This window comes from Lysinibacter cavernae (assembly GCF_011758565.1).
Classification (GTDB): domain Bacteria; phylum Actinomycetota; class Actinomycetes; order Actinomycetales; family Microbacteriaceae; genus Lysinibacter; species Lysinibacter cavernae.
This window is the reverse complement of sequence record NZ_JAAMOX010000001.1, coordinates 1,240,562-1,258,821: the sequence shown is the minus strand read 5'-3', so window position 1 is coordinate 1,258,821 and position 18,260 is coordinate 1,240,562. Positions and strand designations below refer to the sequence as shown.

General features: G+C 60.2%; 18 protein-coding genes. 7 read left to right on the top strand and 11 right to left on the bottom strand.

Annotated elements, in window-relative coordinates:
- Nucleotides 1–16 precede the first annotated feature (16 nt).
- The 5 genes from FHX76_RS05660 to FHX76_RS05640 all read right to left on the bottom strand — a co-directional run bounded on the left by FHX76_RS05660 (nt 17) and on the right by FHX76_RS05640 (nt 3,679).
- The gene (locus tag FHX76_RS05660) at nt 17–1,051 is read right to left on the bottom strand and encodes an endonuclease domain-containing protein (RefSeq protein ID WP_167148746.1); all 1,035 of its coding nucleotides are present in this window, start codon (nt 1,049–1,051) and stop codon (nt 17–19) included.
- A gap of 287 nt (nt 1,052–1,338) precedes the next feature.
- Complete coding sequence (locus FHX76_RS05655) at nt 1,339–2,103, bottom strand: ABC transporter permease (RefSeq protein ID WP_167148744.1); 765 nt, start codon at nt 2,101–2,103, stop codon at nt 1,339–1,341.
- Nucleotides 2,100–2,933 carry an ABC transporter ATP-binding protein gene (locus tag FHX76_RS05650; protein WP_167148742.1) on the bottom strand — a complete coding sequence of 278 codons (834 nt, stop codon included), beginning with the start codon at nt 2,931–2,933 and terminating at the stop codon, nt 2,100–2,102. Before FHX76_RS05650 ends, FHX76_RS05655 begins: the two co-directional genes overlap by 4 nt.
- Nucleotides 2,934–2,954: 21 nt before the next feature.
- Nucleotides 2,955–3,317 carry a DUF1048 domain-containing protein gene (locus FHX76_RS05645; RefSeq protein ID WP_167148740.1) on the bottom strand — a complete coding sequence of 121 codons (363 nt, stop codon included), beginning with the start codon at nt 3,315–3,317 and terminating at the stop codon, nt 2,955–2,957.
- Nucleotides 3,318–3,319: 2 nt separating this feature from the next.
- Complete coding sequence (locus tag FHX76_RS05640) at nt 3,320–3,679, bottom strand: PadR family transcriptional regulator (RefSeq protein ID WP_167148738.1); 360 nt, start codon at nt 3,677–3,679, stop codon at nt 3,320–3,322.
- A gap of 233 nt (nt 3,680–3,912) precedes the next feature.
- On the opposite strand from FHX76_RS05640, the gene FHX76_RS16100 reads away from it, so the two are divergent.
- The 3 genes from FHX76_RS16100 to FHX76_RS05630 all read left to right on the top strand — a co-directional run bounded on the left by FHX76_RS16100 (nt 3,913) and on the right by FHX76_RS05630 (nt 5,001).
- Nucleotides 3,913–4,227 carry a hypothetical protein gene (locus FHX76_RS16100; protein WP_208402641.1) on the top strand — a complete coding sequence of 105 codons (315 nt, stop codon included), beginning with the start codon at nt 3,913–3,915 and terminating at the stop codon, nt 4,225–4,227.
- A complete protein-coding gene (locus tag FHX76_RS16840) occupies nt 4,211–4,495 on the top strand; it encodes a WXG100 family type VII secretion target (RefSeq protein WP_167148736.1) in 285 nt (94 codons plus the stop codon). Before FHX76_RS16100 ends, FHX76_RS16840 begins: the two co-directional genes overlap by 17 nt.
- A gap of 257 nt (nt 4,496–4,752) precedes the next feature.
- On the top strand, nt 4,753–5,001 hold the full coding sequence (locus FHX76_RS05630; protein WP_167148734.1) for a hypothetical protein: 249 nt from the start codon (nt 4,753–4,755) through the stop codon (nt 4,999–5,001).
- Nucleotides 5,002–5,321: 320 nt separating this feature from the next.
- On the opposite strand, the gene FHX76_RS05625 is transcribed toward FHX76_RS05630, so the two are convergent.
- The 3 genes from FHX76_RS05625 to FHX76_RS05615 all read right to left on the bottom strand — a co-directional run bounded on the left by FHX76_RS05625 (nt 5,322) and on the right by FHX76_RS05615 (nt 7,480).
- A complete protein-coding gene (locus tag FHX76_RS05625; protein ID WP_167148732.1) occupies nt 5,322–6,125 on the bottom strand; it encodes a SecDF P1 head subdomain-containing protein in 804 nt (267 codons plus the stop codon).
- Nucleotides 6,126–6,170: 45 nt separating this feature from the next.
- Nucleotides 6,171–6,725, bottom strand: a complete 555-nt coding sequence (locus tag FHX76_RS05620) for a VanZ family protein (protein WP_167148730.1) — start codon at nt 6,723–6,725, stop codon at nt 6,171–6,173.
- Nucleotides 6,726–6,832: 107 nt separating this feature from the next.
- Nucleotides 6,833–7,480, bottom strand: coding sequence for a M15 family metallopeptidase (locus FHX76_RS05615; protein WP_167148728.1), 648 nt, complete (start codon nt 7,478–7,480; stop codon nt 6,833–6,835).
- Nucleotides 7,481–7,566: 86 nt separating this feature from the next.
- Between FHX76_RS05615 and FHX76_RS05610 the strand changes: the two genes are divergently transcribed.
- The 3 genes from FHX76_RS05610 (at nt 7,567) to FHX76_RS05600 (ending at nt 10,417) form a co-directional block, all read left to right on the top strand.
- Nucleotides 7,567–8,292: a response regulator transcription factor gene (locus tag FHX76_RS05610; RefSeq protein WP_208402444.1), complete on the top strand. Its 726-nt coding sequence runs from the start codon at nt 7,567–7,569 to the stop codon at nt 8,290–8,292.
- The gene (locus FHX76_RS05605) at nt 8,285–9,394 is read left to right on the top strand and encodes an ATP-binding protein (RefSeq protein WP_167148726.1); all 1,110 of its coding nucleotides are present in this window, start codon (nt 8,285–8,287) and stop codon (nt 9,392–9,394) included. The genes FHX76_RS05610 and FHX76_RS05605 overlap by 8 nt, the downstream gene beginning before the upstream one ends.
- Nucleotides 9,395–9,682: 288 nt before the next feature.
- The gene (locus FHX76_RS05600; RefSeq protein ID WP_167148724.1) at nt 9,683–10,417 is read left to right on the top strand and encodes a hypothetical protein; all 735 of its coding nucleotides are present in this window, start codon (nt 9,683–9,685) and stop codon (nt 10,415–10,417) included.
- Between the two features lie 56 nt (nt 10,418–10,473).
- On the opposite strand, the gene FHX76_RS05595 is transcribed toward FHX76_RS05600, so the two are convergent.
- From FHX76_RS05595 to FHX76_RS05585, 3 genes are all read right to left on the bottom strand, one after another.
- Nucleotides 10,474–11,259 carry a carbon-nitrogen hydrolase family protein gene (locus tag FHX76_RS05595; protein WP_167148722.1) on the bottom strand — a complete coding sequence of 262 codons (786 nt, stop codon included), beginning with the start codon at nt 11,257–11,259 and terminating at the stop codon, nt 10,474–10,476.
- 103 nt (nt 11,260–11,362) lie between these two features.
- Complete coding sequence (locus tag FHX76_RS05590) at nt 11,363–12,127, bottom strand: glucose 1-dehydrogenase (protein ID WP_167148720.1); 765 nt, start codon at nt 12,125–12,127, stop codon at nt 11,363–11,365.
- Between the two features lie 8 nt (nt 12,128–12,135).
- Complete coding sequence (locus FHX76_RS05585; protein WP_167148718.1) at nt 12,136–12,747, bottom strand: TetR/AcrR family transcriptional regulator; 612 nt, start codon at nt 12,745–12,747, stop codon at nt 12,136–12,138.
- A gap of 316 nt (nt 12,748–13,063) precedes the next feature.
- On the opposite strand from FHX76_RS05585, the gene FHX76_RS05580 reads away from it, so the two are divergent.
- Nucleotides 13,064–18,253 (top strand): DUF5979 domain-containing protein, encoded by a 5,190-nt coding sequence (locus FHX76_RS05580; protein WP_167148716.1) that lies wholly within the window; start codon nt 13,064–13,066, stop codon nt 18,251–18,253.
- Nucleotides 18,254–18,260 lie beyond the last annotated feature (7 nt).

Here is an 18,260-nt window from a genome sequence, read left to right as displayed (position 1 = left end):
GAATCGGGCGAGCCAGTCACGGAGTCCATCCGCGGCGCATGAGCATCGCCCTTACCTGGTGGACCACGAGCTGAGGCGTCTGAAACAGAGCGGTCTTTCGGAACCGGAGCACCACCCAGTCGGACACGTGAAAATCCTGAAGTCGAGTCATGTCGTGTTCGTACTGCGTTGTATCTCGGCGGTGCTGATCCCCGTCGTATTCAACGATGACTTTCCACGGCAGGTACACCAGGTCGGCCCGGCCAATACGGATGCCATTGGCGCCAGCGATAACAGGATTGAGCTCGGGCTCTGGCAAGCCGGCCCGCCAAAGGAGCAAGCGAAGAAGAGATTCGGGGCGAGAATCCGAACCCTCACGAATCTCGGCGAGCGCCGCGATTGCCCGGCGTTTTCCGCGCCCCCTGTAGGCCTGAGTCGCTACGGTCAGCTCTTCGATGCTGGTGAATGGCCGCCCGTGTTGCGGGAATTCTGGCCGCCGGACGAGGTAATCTGCGGCTGCGACCAGATCGTCATTGGTGAGGCCGCAGTCCAATGCAAACAGCTGCAACCAGGTCGCGGTTGGCGCGCTCACTGGCAGGTTCAGTCCGTCTTTCGCTAGGCGGGTGATGCTATTGAGTGGTTCGGCTAAGCGGTGGCCGACAACCCCTGCTGTGTCGGGCCCGCGAAAGGGGACGCCTGCGCTCACATGGATGGGGACGCCTGCGCTCGGGCCGCTCGTGGTCTGATACCGTTTCTGCGTTGTCTCATTCCGCGATGTGTATGCGTGCTTGGGGAGCGGGATGCCCCATAGCGCCGCCGCCGTTGTGTGGCTAAAGAATTGTCCGGGCGTGAGTCGTGGCGCATAGTGACTTGCGAGTAGCTCGACGGTTTGTTCGACGGAGCGTGCGGTACCCGCGGTCCTGCCGTTGGGTGGCTGTCTCGCGACGCGGATCCCGTAATACGGCCTGAGGAGGTCGTTGCGATCGAGTCGGCGTCCTGGGATTCCGGCATCCAGCGCATCCGCGATTCGGAAGGCCTTGGCGTTGAACGGGAGTGGGAGTGAAGACGTCATGCGAGCATCCTGCCGGTGAACCACGGATGCCTGTTGCGGCTGTCCACAGCCCCCAAACGCGCTCGGTCTTTACAGAAGCCTTGCTGTGACTGGGCTGCGCCTCGGTCGAGGGCACGAGACACGCGATTAGCCGCAAACACAGGCGAAGGCTGTGCATAAGTTCTACCCCCTGTTACCTCTGGCATGGCTGGCATGCAATCGGCGGCGGGATATCCACCATATTCGCGCTGGAATTGGGTGGATATCCCGCCGCCGATCCCGAGCGGGGCCTCGCAAGCAAGTGTTTGCTAGCTGATCTTCTTTCGATAGATGGCGTTTGCGAAGCCGTATGCGATCGCGAGGATGCCTACCAGCCAGACGAGCGCTATCCAGATTTCGCTGCCAACGGGTTGTTCCGCGAAGAGGGCCCTGATGGTGTTGACGATCGACGTGACCGGCTGGTTTTCGGCGAACCACGCAACAGGCCCTGGCATCGACGCGGTTGGCACAAAGGCTGAGCTGATGAACGGGAGAAAGATGAGCGGGTAGCTGAACGCGCTTGCGCCATCCACTGTCTTCGCCGAGAGCCCCGCGATGACTGCGACCCAGGTCAGCGCCAAGGTGAAGAGCACGAGGATGCCGGCCACGGCAAGCCACGCTCCAACGGATGCGCCGGTGCGAAACCCCATGAGGAGCGCAACTCCCGTGACGATTGCCACCGAAACCAGGTTGGCGGCGACCGAGGTGAGAACATGTCCCCACAGCACGCTCGACCGCGCAATTGGCATGGACTGGAAGCGTTCAAAAATGCCACCCTGCATATCAAGAAAGAGTCGGTAGGCGGTATACGCGATGCCAGACGCGATCGTGATGAGGAGGATGCCGGGAAGCATGTAGTTGATATACGACTCGCTTGAGCCGGTATTAATGGCCCCGCCGAGAACGTACACAAACAGCAGCATGAGGGCGATCGGCGTCACCGCCGTGGTGATGATCGTGTCGGGGCTGCGGAGGATGTGGCGCAACGAGCGCCCGGTCAAGACGCGGGTGTCGCTGAGCATGTGGGCGGTCATCGGAGTTCCTTTCCTGTTGGCACCGCGGCGGTGCCGTCGGCGGTTGTGGTTGCGGGGGTGTCGTCCGGTTCGCCAACGAGGGCGAGGAAGACATCCTCAAGCGAGGGTTGCTTCTCGACGTATTCGACCTTGGCGGCGGGGAGGAGCTGCTTGAGCTCGGCGAGTGTGCCGTTCTGGATGATCGTGCCCTTGTGTAGGATCGCGATCCGGTCGGCGAGCTGCTCTGCCTCGTCAAGGTATTGGGTAGTGAGCAGGACGGTTGTGCCGCCCTTTGCGAGTTGCTGGATAGTCTGCCAGACCTCAATGCGGGCCTGCGGGTCGAGCCCTGTTGTTGGCTCGTCAAGGAAGATTACCGGAGGGCTGCCGATGAGGCTCATAGCGATGTCGAGCCGCCGCCGCATCCCGCCGGAGTACGTGGCCGCTTTGCGCTTGCCTGCCTCGGTGAGGGAGAAGCGGGCGAGCAACTCATCGGCAATTGCGGACGGATTTTTCAGGTGGCGGAGCTTCGCGATGAGGATGAGATTCTCGCGCCCGGTGAGCACCTCATCGACGGCTGCGAACTGGCCGGTGAGGCTGATGGATTCGCGCACGTCGCCTGGGTGAGTGGCGACGTTGAATCCGTTGACCTTCGCGGTGCCGCCGTCTGCCTTGAGCAGGGTTGAGAGGATGCGCACGAGCGTTGTCTTGCCCGCTCCGTTTGAGCCAAGAAGGGCGAAAATGCTGCCCGCGCTGACCTCGAAGTTGACGCCGGTGAGTACCGGGAGGTTCTTGAATGATTTGGTGATGCCCTGCACGCTGAGGGCCGGTTCGGGGGGTAGCGGTGTTGACATGATTGTGACCTCCGTTGCTGCTTAGGATTCGGTGGTGGCCTTGTCGATGGCGTCGGTGAGGCGCTTGCGCTCCTTGTTGACCCACTGACCGTCGGAGTAGTTAGCGATAAATGTTTCGGCAAACTCAACTGGGTCGTCGCCAACGATGTCGCGGACGGGGGTTCCGTCGGCTGCCGCCTGCTCGATGAGGTCGGCGAGGTCGTCGAACATTTGCATCATGACATCGCCCTTGACGACGTTGCCCGCATACATGAAGTACCGTTCGATGCCGTCGATCGCGGTGCGGTAGTTTGTGGGGAGCTGCTCTTTGCGGGCCTTGTACTGGCGCCAGCGCTTCTTGTCTTCGAACGAGCCCGTGACAAGTTCAATCCATCCTGCGGCCATGATTATTCTCCTTCGGTCGTGCTGTTGTTTGTGTTGTTGATGTGTTCTTGCAGTCGGTGGATGCGTTCCGCAAGGAACTCCCACGTGCCCCAGAATTCGTTGAGGTACTCGCTGCCCTGAGTGTTCAGGGTGTAGACCTTGCGGGGCGGTCCCTTTTCGGAGGGGACTTTCTCGACGTCAACGAGGCCGCGTTGCTCAATCCTGACGAGCAGTGCGTAGATTGTGCCCTCTGCGATGTCGGTGAATCCCTCGTCGCGAAGCTGGGTTGTGATCTCGTACCCGTAAGCCGGTTTTACCGCGATAATCGCGAGCACAATGCCTTCGAGCGTGCCCTTGAGCATCTCGGTCATTTGCTTGCTCATGCGTTCTCCTTTCGGTACTCGGTGTAACTGAGTACCACTACATAGTAGCACCGAGTACCGGGAATGCAAGTAGCTGTATGGAATCGGTATAGTGACAGCCGCATCGTCGGGTGCCTACGAGGAGAAACGTCGCGCGCCCAAGCGGATGGTCGGAGTCGCGGGTGACGAGTGGCTCGGCCGGCTTACCGTCAATTTGGTATTTGACTGTTATTGCCGTTAGCGTGAGCGATATCGTGAACGACGCATTTGAGCCAGATCTTTCGGTGCTGATCGGGGCTGATGAACCATCACTATTGGACGGTATACCGGCCTCAGCGCCCATCGTTCAGGTCCTACGTGACGAACTCACCGAACTCTGTCAAATGCCGGATGTCCCTCAGGAGTTCAAAGCCCGCGTTCGAGGAATCCTGTCGGGGCAGTTGGAGTTTCGTGCGCTGTCGGAAAGCCCTCTTATTCCGGCCCCAAAACCAGGTGATGAACTCCCACGCGCACTTGAGGCCATAGCGAGTCAAATTCACATGGGAGTCTTTGATGATTGGACTAGATGAAGGACAAGCCACGATGAGTCTCTCGCAGATTGAGTCGGCAGTTCGAGCTATTGATACGGAAATTGAGCGTTTGCGTTCTCGGATGCTTTTATTGGAAAGTTCGTGGAGCGGTGAGGCCCAACAATCGTTCTTTTCGCGCATGCGCAAGTGTGAGGCGCAACTAAACCGGTTGCAACACCTGGCCGCGGATGCTCGCCGCGTCGCGCAGACATCCGTCACCCGGTTGAATGAGTTTGATAACCAGAGAGCGGTAGCGTGGAAGCTATGAGTAGAGTTCTTACCTCTATTGTGGGGCTGCTATCCGTTGGCTGTCTGGTCGCAATGACTGGGTGTTCGCCTGCACAGGAATCGAAGGTATCGATGACGTTCACGTTTGAAGGTAACGAAGTAACTCTTGTTGCCCACCCGGATGCAGTTACGTGCGAGGACGAATACGTGGGCGGGACATCGCTTCGTGGTGGTCCCCAAAGCTCATTCCATTTCTTCCTACCGCGGGAAGGTGAATCCAGGTCCGCAACTGCGCTCGTGAACGATAAAGAAACCGCGCTTTTGGGGATTTTTGATGGGGAAAGCGTGCCAATGGAGGTTGAGTCAACGTCTTCTGGCGGGAGACGAATCGTGGTTGTCGAGGGGAAAGGTACGGTCAGAGTATCGTCTGCCGTTGACAGCGAGGTGGGAGACCTGAAGTCTGACGACATGAACTTTGTCAACGGCACAGAAGTTAAGGGAACGCTGAACGCAACCCTGTACTGCACCGACATCAAACCATCTTGAGATAGGGGAGACGGGGAAACTATGAGCGAATATGTGATTTCAGCTGAAGAGGGCGCTCTCCGCCAGGGGAGGCAGGCCCTAGCCGATGCCCGCAACGGTATCCATAATCGGGCTCAGCATGTTCATCAGGAGATGGAGCATCTGAGCAAGCTCACCAACAATCGGTCGCCGGAATCCAATCGATGATGACGGGTATTCCGGACTAAGGCGAGAGCTTTCACACGGCCAAAAGCGGAAAATAGCGACAATTCGACCACCGAAAGCCACGTCATTCCAGCTTGCGTTGCCTTGCTGAGCGTCGTGTTGGATGCCCCTGCCAGCTAGTCGCTGAGCAGTTCCGCGAGTTCTTCGGCGCTTTCTTCTGTAAAGCTGCCGGAAATATCAATAACGCCGTCTGGGATGGGTGACATCACCTGCGGGGCCGAGAGTACGAGCGCGTTTCCAACGATTGCGAGCTGCTTAAATGCCGATTCGCTGCTGAGTCCAAGCCATGCGAGGTCGGCGTCGGGGGAGTCGGCCAGCGGTGACCGTGCCTCGGGAAAATTCGTGAGGCGGCTTGTGACGGCTTTGAGCGCCTGCGCGCCGTCGTCGGTGAACTCCAATGTGATTGCCCAGTAGCCATCGCGGTTGACTGTCTGAACGGAGGTGAGCGATGAGCTTCCGATTTCGGTTGGTGCGAGCAGGTATTTGCGCATCCCGTCAACATCGCAGGCGACGAGCGGCTCGGCGGGGTTGTCGACTTGTGGGGAGCGGTCTTCGAGCGGGATAGAGCAGTCGAGCGCGAGAAACTGGTCAGCGATGTTGGGGAATTCCTCAAGGACATCCGCGTAGCCAACCGCGACGGTTGTGTTGATGAGGGCTTTGGCATCGTCGAGGGCTTGGGTAATGTCGGCATCCCTGACGTAGTACGACTCAAGCACACGGAGTGCGGCCCCTGGCTCTCCGGTCGCCATGACCGGGCGGAATGACGAGCTCGAGTCGGCCACAGACGTATCCTTCGGCGCCGCTGGATCGGTGGCAACTGGCGAAATCTCGGGGCTGAGGATGCTGCAGGCCGAGAGCGCGCCGGTGAGCGAAATCGCGCAGAGCGCTGCAAAAAACGTCTTGGCTGCTGAACGATGCATGACCCTTATCGTAGCCGGTGCGATGTTTGGCGGTCAGAGCCGCCGCTAACCGGCGATCACTGTCGGTAGGTTGTGGGGAGTCATGTTCATCGGTGCCCCGTACCGCAGCGACGACGCCACAACAATCACGCACACGAGTAGCGCAACCACCGTTCCCACTAGGCACACCCAACGAAGTACAACTTCCGTTTGAGTCGTCAACGCACGACGGCTCAGGCGGTACAGCCCAACGCCCGCAACACCGCCGGCAGCGTTGGCGAGCACGTCGGTGATATCTGCCACGCCGATTGCCAGCACATACTGTATAACCTCAAGAAGCAGGCTTGAACCGGCCACGATGCATGCGGACGTCCAGACCGGCCAGGTTGGTTTCAGCATCCCAAGATAGAGCCCAAACGGGACAAAGATCAGGATATTGGCGGCGACCTCGCTTGGCGCACTCGGCCCGGCATCCATCGTGGAGAGAAAAGGAACAAGCTTAATGGTGCGCGTCGCACCGGTGCCGATGAATGGAACCTCAAGCTTCCACAGCACGATCCAGACAAGGAGCGAAAGGTAAACGGCGAAGAGCGCAACAAGCAACACTCGCTCTGCCGGCATTGGCAGCCTTTGCCCCGGTGCAGGCTGGAAACTTGACCGGTACTTCGGCCGAAACGGACTCCGGATGCGCTGGGCCGTCTGAGACCCGAACCCCACGATGCGGCCGCTCATCGCTGCATCCGCGGGTCGTGTGTCGGATCGAGGTAGGCGAGGGGGCAGCCCTCTGTCGCGGCCTCATCCCGAAGCTCGTAGTGCCACGACTCGTTGCTGTAGATCTGGCAGAGGCCGTATGTCGCACCGTACTGCGAGAGCCAGTAGGTCGCATCAAAGTCGCCAATATCCACGGCTTCGCCAGAGACATGGGGCGACGTCTCTGGCGTGGCAACCCAGTTTGCGGCTTCCTCGACAGACCCGTATGTTGCAACCGCCTCGTTGAGCAGTTGTTTTTGATATTTGGGGGAGCGCCAGCCGCTGTTCACAAAGAACTCGATGCCGTCGTCAGCTGCATCAGAAGCAGCTGCCCGAATTGCAGCGAGTAGGTTCGGTTCAAGCTGCGTCACGCCTGGCAGATCGTCGCTGAAGACCGAGGCCCGCTCAGGGAGGATGCCGTCCGCCGTCGTTGCTGGACCGGCGGGTTCGTCCCTCGTTCCGCGAGGCCAGCGTTCGTCGTGTGTACTGAGCGCGTCGGATGATGATGACGACGACAGCGCCTGACAGAAAACGATCCCGAGAATAATGGCAACAATTCCTAATCCGACCGCGAAGATTTTCAAGACGGTGTGCTGCTTCGCGGGTCGCGTACTGATTTGACTCATGTGCCCAGTTAATTGGGGTTGCTGTTGCCAGGCCGTATGCGTTTTTGCATACGCTCACGATATGTCCGACTTGTAGCATTGAATCTATGCGGGTATTGGTGGTTGAAGACGAGGCGTTTATGGCTGAGGCCATTCGCGACGGCCTTCGCCTCGAAGCGATTGCCGCCGATATCGCGGGTGACGGACATGCGGCACTCGAACTGCTCAGCATCAACGACTACGACATCGCCGTGCTCGACCGTGATATTCCTGGGCCATCCGGCGACGAGATCGCGCGGAGCATCGTGGCCTCAGGAAGCGGGATGCCCATCCTCATGCTCACCGCTGCCGATCGCCTCGACGATAAAGCATCCGGCTTCGAACTTGGTGCCGACGATTACCTCACCAAACCCTTCGAACTGCAAGAGCTTGTGCTGCGGCTCAGGGCCCTCGACCGAAGGCGCTCCCGTAACCGGCCGCCAGTTCGCGAGATCGCTGGGCTTCGGCTCGACCCGTTCAGGCGTGAGGTCTATCGGGACGGCCGCTACATTGCGCTCACCAGGAAACAGTTTGCCGTCCTTGAGGTGCTTGTCTCGGCGGAGGGCGGAGTCATCAGCGCCGAAGAACTTCTTGAACGGGCCTGGGACGAAAACGCGGACCCGTTCACGAACGCCGTGCGCATCACGGTATCCTCGCTCCGTAAGCGGCTGGGGGAGCCGTGGCTCATCGCAACCGTCACCGGTGTTGGGTATCGGATCGAGGCGCCGGCATCTGGCGCCACTGCTCAAAAGACTGCTCCGCTGACGCCTACCGAGGGCAGCGGCCGTGGGTAGACGGCAGGGGCTCAGCGTCCGGCTCAAACTCACCCTCAGCTACGCTGGCGTGATCCTGCTCGCAGGCGGACTGTTGCTCGTAATCGTGTGGCTGTTTCTGCTGCGGTACGTCCCGGTCGAAGCAATGAATACAACGGGCGGCTTCATGCCTGGTCGCCACGACCTCGTTCGGGCTTTTACCCCCGCAGTGGCCTGGGCGTTTCTGTTCCTGATCGTTTTTGGATTACTCGGCGGCTGGTTTCTTGCCGGCCGGATGCTCGCGCCCCTTTCGCGGATTACCGAGGCAACGCGCCTCGCGTCGGGCGGTTCGCTCGCGCACCGCATCCAGCTTCCAGGCCCAACCGACGAATTTCGCGAACTCGCCGACAGCTTTGACACGATGCTTGCCAAACTTGAGGCGCACGTCGCCGAGCAGCAGCGTTTTGCGGCAAATGCATCCCACGAGCTGCGTACTCCGCTCGCGATCTCGCAGACGCTGTTGGATGTGGCCAGAAACGATCCACATCGCAACACTGATGAGGTGCTTGCTCGCCTCCAGGCTGTCAATTCGAGGGCCATCGATCTCACCGAGGCGCTGCTCATGCTGAGCCGTGCCGACCAGCGCAACTTTGTGCGGGAGCGCGTTGACCTTTCCCTCGTTGCGGAGGAGGCGGCCGAGACGTTGCTCCCATTTGCTGAGCGGCGCGGTATTTCGCTCGAAACGATCGGCGACATCAGCGTGGCCGTTGGGTCAAACTCATTGCTGCTCCAGATGACAACCAACCTTGTGCACAACGCGATTGTGCACAACCTGCCAGAAGCGGGAACGGTCTGGGTTACGACGGCCACCGGCGCAGGCGGCGTCTCGCTCGTCGTTGAGAATACGGGGGAGCGGCTGAGCCCAGAGCTCGTCGCGACGCTGACCGAGCCATTTCAGCGCGGAAACGAGCGCATCCGAGCGGACCGGTCACACGACGACCAGACGAAGACGGATCATGCCGGAGTTGGCCTCGGTCTGGCGATTGTGAAGAGTATTGTCACCGCCCACGATGGCGTTCTCACGATTATCCCGAGGGATGCAGGGGGACTCAGAGTTGTGGTGCAGTTCCCGATGGGCCGTTAGTCACGTTTCCGAGACGTTCTGCTGACGCGACCACAGCCAAGTTTTCCGCACTTGCTAGGGTGATATATGAAATTATGCGAAGAGGATGTTGTGCATGAGTGACCCGTTACTGCATCGCCAACCGCGACGGCTTGGCGTTCGCTCCTGCCCGGTGATCTCACCGGCCGAGCGTGCCTCGGATAGCCGATAGGGGTCGAAATTTTGTTGCTGCTGCTCGGTATCTTGCTCGCAGTGTTCGGGCTGGGCGTCTCGCTGTGGGCGTTGATCTCCCCGGATACTCACTGGCGAGTGAGTCGCCTCGTGACCGGGTGGCAATTTCGGGACGGTAACGAGATCGAGCTCAGCGATGCCGGCCGCACCGTTCTGCGCGTCCGAGGCATGATTGGCGTTGTCGCGATGCTGGTAGCCAGCGGGATTATCCTGTCGCTGTGGGCGCAACACGAGCAGTCCGAAGCGGCGCGCGAGGCAGAGACCGCTCGGGCAGAGTTTCAGCAGCAGGTTGATGACCTGTGGGGCAACGGTGGAACCAACGTGTCGACCAAGATTCTGATTGATGACGTTCTGCCGGCCACGGGCGAGCCCAACGAAGACACTGCGGGCTCGTCTGCCGTTGTTGGTTATCAGGTTGTGCAAGATAGCGGCACCAGCCCCGCCTATCTGCAGCGCGTTCCTGGCTGGAAACAGCGCGGTTCTGCAGACACAGCCCTCGCGATGAACCGGGAGCGGGATGCGCTGCTGTCGCGCGCCGACCTTGTTATTGGCGTTACCACCAGGTGTGATGTGAGCGGGCTCAGCGTCGAATCCGACCCAGAACGCGTGATCATCCGTATCGACAGGGTGCCATCCGAACTGGTTCGACAGTATTCCAACGGGGTAGGAATGGATGCTGGATACTGCGCCAAGTCTGGTCCGTTTGATCCCATCGCGCTTGTTCCTATTGATCTTCCCGAGCCGCTTGGTAACCGAGCCGTGATGCTTCCCGACGGTAGCGCGGTTGCCGAGCTGACCGCTGATCTTCCCTGATGGTCGGCGTGCAACCACCCGAACTTTGTAGCTGAATCGCTCGTTGGATCATCGCGCTATAGGTTGACTCGGGCTCCGAGCGAATCACGGCGATCCGACCACATGCGCTGGTCGCCGCGCGCGGCATCGACGATTGCCTGATCGATGTCGGCGACGGCAATTCCTTCGCCCGCTGACACCTGCGCGATGCGGCGCCCGAGCGGGTCGAAGATGGTAGAGCCCCCGATGAAATCGCTTGGGCTGCCGACGAGTCCACTGAAGAGAACGTACATGCCATTGTCGAGCGCTCGTGCCGCGGCGTGCAGATCGCGGCGGCGCGCTCCTCCAGGGAAATAGGCGCCGCTATTGACGTAGAGGCTTGCGCCGTCTGCGGCCGCGGCTGCGGCATGCTCCGGAAAGTTGGCGTCGTAGCAGACCGACAGGGCGATGGTGATGCTCTTCAACTGCAGGCTGACCCCGTGAGGGCCTGGCGAGAAGGTCTCGCGCTCGCTGTTGTAGAGGTGCTGCTTGCGGTATGCGGCCGTTGCCGGTTGGCCAGGGGTGAGGAGTAGATCGGTGAGGCCTCGATAGCCGCCGTGGTCGAGCGCGGTGTTGAGCACGGCCGTGGCACCCGTCGCATCTATGACGGTTTGAAGCGGCAGCAACCATGACGGTTCGGCGAGCGTTGGCAGGGGCTGCGCAAAGACCCGGGCGTCATAGCCGGTTGCGAATGCCTCCGGAAAGACAAGAAACTCGGCTCCCGCCGTCGTGGCCTGCGTGGCAAGACGTGCGGCCGTGTGGATGTTTGCATCCACCGCGCCTGGCCTTGCCTCCGCTTGAATCGCTGCGACTCTCAGTGTCATGCGATCAGTCTAGGGAATCGTGGGGGAGGCTCGCCCCGTCGAGGTGAGGCGGGTGTGGCCGCATCCTGAACCGGCTCAGCCAGCGGATGCGGCCGTGTGTCGATTACTGGCCCATGACGTATTCGATCGAGGGGCCGGCCGTCCAGCCTCCATCAACGGCGATCTCGGAGCCCGTTGTGTAGGAGGCCGCATCCGAGAGTAGGTAGAGCACCGCACCAACAAGTTCTTCAACCCGTCCGACCCGCTGGTACGGGTTATTTGGGAACGCGCCCTCGTCGAGAGAAATGCCGGTTGGTGCTGTCATTGGGGTGAATACCATCCCTGGGTGCACGGAGTTGACGCGAATCTTCTCCCGACCGAGCTCGACCGCTGCGACCTTGGAGAGCCCGCGGACGCCCCATTTTGATGCACCGTAGCCGCCCGTGAGGGCGAGGCCGATGAGTCCTGCGGCGGAGGAGATGTTGACGATTGACCCGCCTCCGGCCCGTCGCATTGCTGGGATCGCGAAGTGCATCCCGTTGTTGACGCCAAAGAGGTTGATCTCTACGATTCTGCGGAAGGTCTCGAGCGATTCCTCGTAAACGGGCTGGCCGCTCGCGCTGATGCCGGCGTTGTTGACGAGCCCGTCGAGCCTGCCGAAGTGTTCCTCCGTTTGCTCAACGGCGCTCTTCCACGAGTCGGGGTCGGTGACGTCGAGGTGCACGTAGAGGGCATTCTCGCCAAGATCGGCGGCGACCGCTGCTCCGTCGTCGTCGAGGAGGTCACCGATGACCACCTTTCCGCCGGCCTGCACGATGCCGCGCGCGTATCCTTCTCCGAGCCCACGTGCGCCGCCGCTGACGAGCACAACTTTGTCTGTGAGATCCATGATGTTTCCTAACTGTTATTCGTGTGTTGATGGGTTGAGCTTTGGGCCGTTCGCAGCAGCGGGGCACCCCGAAATGCGTCGGCTACGTGTGCCGCAGCGTCCTGTGGACCTTCGTCGAGGAGCGCCATCCGGCGAAGAGCGGAAACCGCGAGCAGTACGGCCTGGTCGGCGGCTAGGCTGGTTTCCCCGTCATCGTGCGCGAGTCCAAGTGCCTGCGCCAGCGTGGGCACAAGTAGTTCAGCGAGGTCGTCGTTGGTCTCGAGCCACACCCGGCGAAGGGGAGGGGATGACAGCACAAGTTGCATGAGGTGGCGGCCCCAGACGAGGCCGTCCTCGGCAAAGGCCTCGCTGAACGCGTCAGCCACCGCATCCACGATGGTCACCGTTGAGGATGCCGTTCGCCTGGCTAGCGCCGCGGCAAACCGCCGATTGCCGTGGTTGAACAGAGGGCGGAGGCTTTCCGCTTTGGTTGGAAAGTACCGGAAGAAGGTTCGCTCGGAGAACCCGGAGGCCTCAACAAGTGCCTTGGTTGGAGCATCTCCGTCGTGCTCGTGCATGAGCTCCGCGCATCGGAGCGAGATGGCGAGGAGGTCTTCGTCTGAGAGCGGGGTGCGGGCCATGCCTCACAGCATAGACCTTAACGCTGGTTACTGCCATTATTGCAAGTCTGGATGACTGCCCGTTTCACAGCCGTTGTTGTGGCTGAATTGCTATTTTGTATGTGACGGCTGCGCAGGCGACAACGGTAAACGTGTCGGCTGAGGGGCAGCAGCTCGTTCGATCGCAAAATCAGTTGGATTCGTTTGGGAAACACCCGTAATGGGGATCGGGTTTTTGAATCCTTTAATGCTGACGCACTGCGAAGTGGTGCGGGCGGGCGCCAAGAGTGTCGCTCCGCAAGCACATTATTTGAACGAAACTTAGGGAATACTTTTGTTGGGGAATCAAAAAACCAGGCTCAACCGGAACGGCGAACATCGTCGATACCTTGGGTCAACGCTCGCTACCGTAGTGAGCGCCGCGCTCATCACCTCGATGCTCACCGTATCGCCGTCAATGCTGGCATCCGCCGTCAACAATCCGGCAGGGTCAAGCCCGCGTTCCGTTGTGAACCCCGGTGAGGTCTCCGAGGGTGTGCACGGCATCGTCTGGATCGACCTCAACGGTAACGGATCACAAGACGACAACATTCTTGGCTCGACGGAATCCTTCGGTGATCCGAGCGTTGCAGGAGCTGGGCTGGAGTCGGCAGGTCGCGGCGGGGTCAAGATTGACCTCCTCGGATCGACGGGCAACATCGTTGCCAGCACCACAACAGGTGACACCGGCGAATACGCGTTTACGGCGGTAGCTGACGGAAGCTACACGGTTCGTGCCGTGTCTCCCTCACAGAACTATCGCTGGATTATGCCAAGCACGTCACACTCTGACCTGGTTGGGCAGGCGGAAGCGCCGCCAACGCTGCACACCGCAATCGCGCCGGTGACCGTTGCTGGCGGAACCTCCGCAGCCGTGAACGGCGGGCTCCGGCCGATTCCCCAGCTCTCGCTGGGCCTCGCGAGCAGTGATACCAGCCTGCCAAACGGTGGCGGAATCGTTACTGGCTCTGGCACGCTTCCCGATGTGAATAACATCTGCCCGACGGCCGAGCCAGGTAACGACTGCTCGCTGTACGATAACCGGGTCGCGACGAACGATATCACCAGCATCGCGTACACCATCGGCGCAACCAACCTGCAGAAGGGCGTTGACGACAAGCTACTGCCCGTTGGCGACGTGATTCTTGAGGTGCTGCTGAAGGCAACGGACGGCGCAAAGGTCAACTTCCAGGTGAGCGGGGCGGCTCAGGTACCAACGCTGTGCCGCATCGACCGGTCGGTGAAGTCCCAGATTCTTGTTGAGGCAAACGGGGACCAGCGCCTGATCTGTAACGTTGGCCCGATTGATACCGGCTCAGCACGCCCGTTTGGAATCAACATCCTGACAACGGGTGAATCTCCCAACGACTCGTCATTTGAGACGTCGGCGATTGCCTACTCGGCAAGCAACGACGCCCTCCCAAGTAAGCAGTACGACATCGACCCTGTTCATGTTTCTGCCGCCCCCCGATTCAACCTCGTCAAGCGTCACGGAGACCAAGACCCACAGGGTGGGCTTCAGGTTGTTTCCGGGGTGTATAAGCTCACGAATCCCGTGACCGGGCTGGTCGAAGACTCGCTGCTGGTCACTTATTCAGCGGTGATCGAGGGATACGGCGGTAAAAAGGGCCAACAATCAATTGGCGACTCGTTCGAGTTTCGTGACCTGATTGACCCTGAGCTCGCAAAATACGGTGCGGCTCCCGCGCCGGGATACTGTGGCGCGCTGAACGACAGCTACTCAAAGTCGTGGATGTTGCCAGGCGCCGTCGCCGCCGGTGTTGCGCGAGGCGATAACCAACTGCAGTCGAGCGACTTCGCCTGTGACAGCGCCGCTGACGCGTCTGGTTCGTTTGGCGTCAAGGTCACGGGGGCAGACACAACGCTTGCGTCGGTTCCGACCACATCGATGGACCGCACCAATTCGATGGGCGCCCACGCGCTCGCAAGTGTTGGTCGTGTCACGGTTGCCTATCCGCTGTCTGCGCTGATGAAGGCAAATAAGGCAAAGAACCCGGCCCTGAACGGCTGGAAAGACGGCGACCCGCTGGTCACCGGTCTCTACAGCGTGACAAACTGCTACACCGATTTTGAGCCAACGTCACCAGGCGGAGTGAGCAACTTTGGTGGGGGAAACGAGCCAGGCTGGGACGGAAACACCGCCAGCGGTGACAACTGCGTGACCCACGACCTCGACGTCAGGGCGAGTGGTGCCCTTGTGAAGGCATACGGAAAGATCCCAGCATCCGGAGACCCGCTGACCGTTCACGTCAACGGCACGCCAAGCCCCGACTATAAGAACACCGAGGAAATCATCCCGACCGGTCTTTCCGGCTGGTTGCTTGGTGACGGACTGACCACCGGTGGCGAGGAGATGTACACCTACCTGAACACCACAAACTCCACGGGCACTATCCCCGTCGCCAATGCACAGGTGTGTGACGTCTGGGATAACTCGGTGCAGACACTTGCGCCGTTCTCTGGTGGACCGTCCGCCGGCATGCTCGCCTCGCTCTCTCTTGCCACACCCGGCGGAGCGCCGACAAAGCACGCCTTCGATCCGGCTTCTGAGGGCATCACCGTTGAATACGGCAAGTTGACGGCAGGCGGCTCGTGGGGCAACCCGCTCATGCAGACCTATGACTCGACCACGGCACGCTACACGGGTGACTGGACGGCCCAGCGAGGTATTGCACAAGACTGTGGAACCTCAGCAGCAACGGCGGGCGACCTGATCTTTAGCACCGATCCTGTGGCAGACGGATGGAACCTTGAGGACATCGCGATCATCCGCATGACCCCAAAGAACAACCAGCTTGACGCGTTCACCTCACTGATGCTGCGCGCAAAGCTGGTGACCCGCGTGAACTTCTATGGCGGACCAAACGACGGCCAGGCCATTGAGTCCGGCGTTATCCTCGCAAACTTCACGGGAAGCCGCGCGAACGGTGGCTACAAGAATCCCTCAACTTACGACCCAAACACCCATGCTGGGCCGAGCGCTCGTGGTGACCGTCTCGCCTTCCAGAGCGTTGCTCTTGGAATCACGAAGACCGCAAATCAGGATGCGTCTGGTGACGATAACCTGAACACCACAAACGCGGGAGACCCGTTCACCTGGACGATCTCGCCGTACGTCTCGTCGACGGTTCCGTCTGCTCAGGCGCGAGACTTGACGGTGGTTGACACGCTGCCAGCTTCGCTCAGGTTCGAGCCAGCATGTACGGTCACCCCCGACGGCGTCTCCGGGCCTATCCTTGGCACAAATGCCAAGGGACTGACCACCCTGACCTGGTCGTACGGTGATCGGGCGGCGAGTGAGAACCTTCCCAAGATTGACGTGTGCACCTCGGGCTCGATGTTTGTTGCGTCTGGTTCTGAACTGATCAACACGGTAGATGTGCTTGCTGACAACGTGATCTACAAAAAGCAGTTCCACGAGGCAACCCGTGGCGTCATTATGTACGCCCCAGAGGGACTGCAGGTTGAGATGGATGTTGATCAGCGGATCAACACAACTGACCAAACCCAGCAGTGGAAGCTGAACTGGGGCAACACCGCCTCAGGCGCCAAGATCATGCCGACAGACAGTATCTTTGTGTTCCCCAAGACGGGGGACAACGTAGCCGGCTACGAATCTGCTCGACACACCTACGGCTCTGATTATTCCGGTTCGCTGAAGCTTGCAGAAATTCCTGCGAAGCCGGTTGCGACGGGCAGTATGACTGGCGAGCTTGCCGGTGACTGGTACTACACCTCTGCCGCGGCAGAGACCGTATCTGATCTGGCAAACGATGCCTCCAACGCGCTCTCGGGCGGAAGCACGCGCTGGTGCACCGAGGCCGACTTCGGCACGACCGGTTGCCCGGCGAACATCGGCGAGGTGACGGCGATCCGGTTCATTCAAACCGACAGCCTCGAGGCCCAGACGTTGGTCTCGGCAACCGTGAAGCTTGCCGCGCAGGACAACTCTGCGGCTGACCTCTACGTCGGAATGTTTGCGGTGTGGTCGGAAACCTACGCGACGCAGCCCGTTGTCTCAAATGAGCCATACACCCAAGTGCTTGGCTTCAGCATTGGAGACCTTATCTGGCAGGACAACGACGAGAACGGCGTGTATGACCCCGCGATTGACACTGGCGCTCCTGCAGGAGTCACGGTTGAAGTTGTTCGTGTGGTCAACGGCACCGAGACGGTTGTTGAGACCGTGACGACGGATGCCAACGGCCGTTGGGTCGCAAATAAGCTTGATACTGGTGACTACTACGTACGAGTATCGGCGGACCAGTTTGCTGAGGGCGGGCCGTTGTATGGCTTCTCCGCATCCCCGCACGGTGTGCAGTCAGACCCGAATACAAACCTTAATGAGGATGTTGATAACAACAACGAAGAACTGCCAGACGGCGGACTGCGCAGCGCAGGGCTCCTGAACCTTTCGGCTGATATCGATCCACCGAACGTCACAGGAAACGGACCCCTTGGGGACGACGTGGCCGGTGTGATCACCAATCCTCTGCTGAGCGATGACTTCACCAACCTCACCCTTGACCTTGCGGTTGAGGCAACGGGCGGCATCGTCATCACGAAGCAGCTCGAAGGTGCCGGTGTTGACGCGTTTGCCTACGGAGACACGCTGACCTTTGCTGTCGCTTGTGAGGTGAGGGGGAGGACGATCCCCGTTGACGACGTTGAGCTCACCGTGCCCGATGGCGCGACGAGTGTCACCTCGGCACCGATCACCAACCTGCCACTCGGTACGACGTGTACGGTTACCGAAACGGACAAGGGCAAGGCGGACGACAACGCCGCTGCCGCTACCGTGACGGTCGTGAAGAAGGCGGCCGACGCATCCGTACCAGAAAACACGGTTGTGGCGTCGCTCACGAACTACTACTCGGCGGGTGCCTTGAGCATCTCAAAACGCGCCGAGGGTCCAGCTGAGGCGCTTGCGCAGGTCAAGGATGATGTCTTTTCTATCCTCGTGACGTGCCAGGTTCCTGAGACCCTTGCGAACGGCGACACCGTCATTTCGACGCTCTACTCTGGAACCGTCAAGATCAAGATTGACCAGAATAAGCGCATGATCGACGACGTTGGCAACCGCACAAAGTTGCCGCTCGGCACACACTGCTTCGCGACGGAAACTGACGCGGGAACGGCCGTCGCGCACACGGTGGACTACGGCTCGTATGATCAGGCGGTTGTTGTGACCGAAGGTACGCCAGAGTCACTCCAGCAGCTGAGCATCACCGCGGTGAATACCTTTGAAACGGCGGTTGTTCCTCCGGTCGATCCGGAAGGCCCCGGTGCAAAGGAAACGCCTGGTGCGCCGGGTAACCCGAGTGATGGCAGCAACGCGGGGAGCGCTCAGCCATCACGGCTGCAGCTCACGGGCACTGGCGACTCGTGGCCGATCCTGATACTCGGTATCGGGGCAGTCATGATGGGCCTCGTGCTTGGGCTGAGAAGGAAATACAACAACCGTTAGGGCGGTA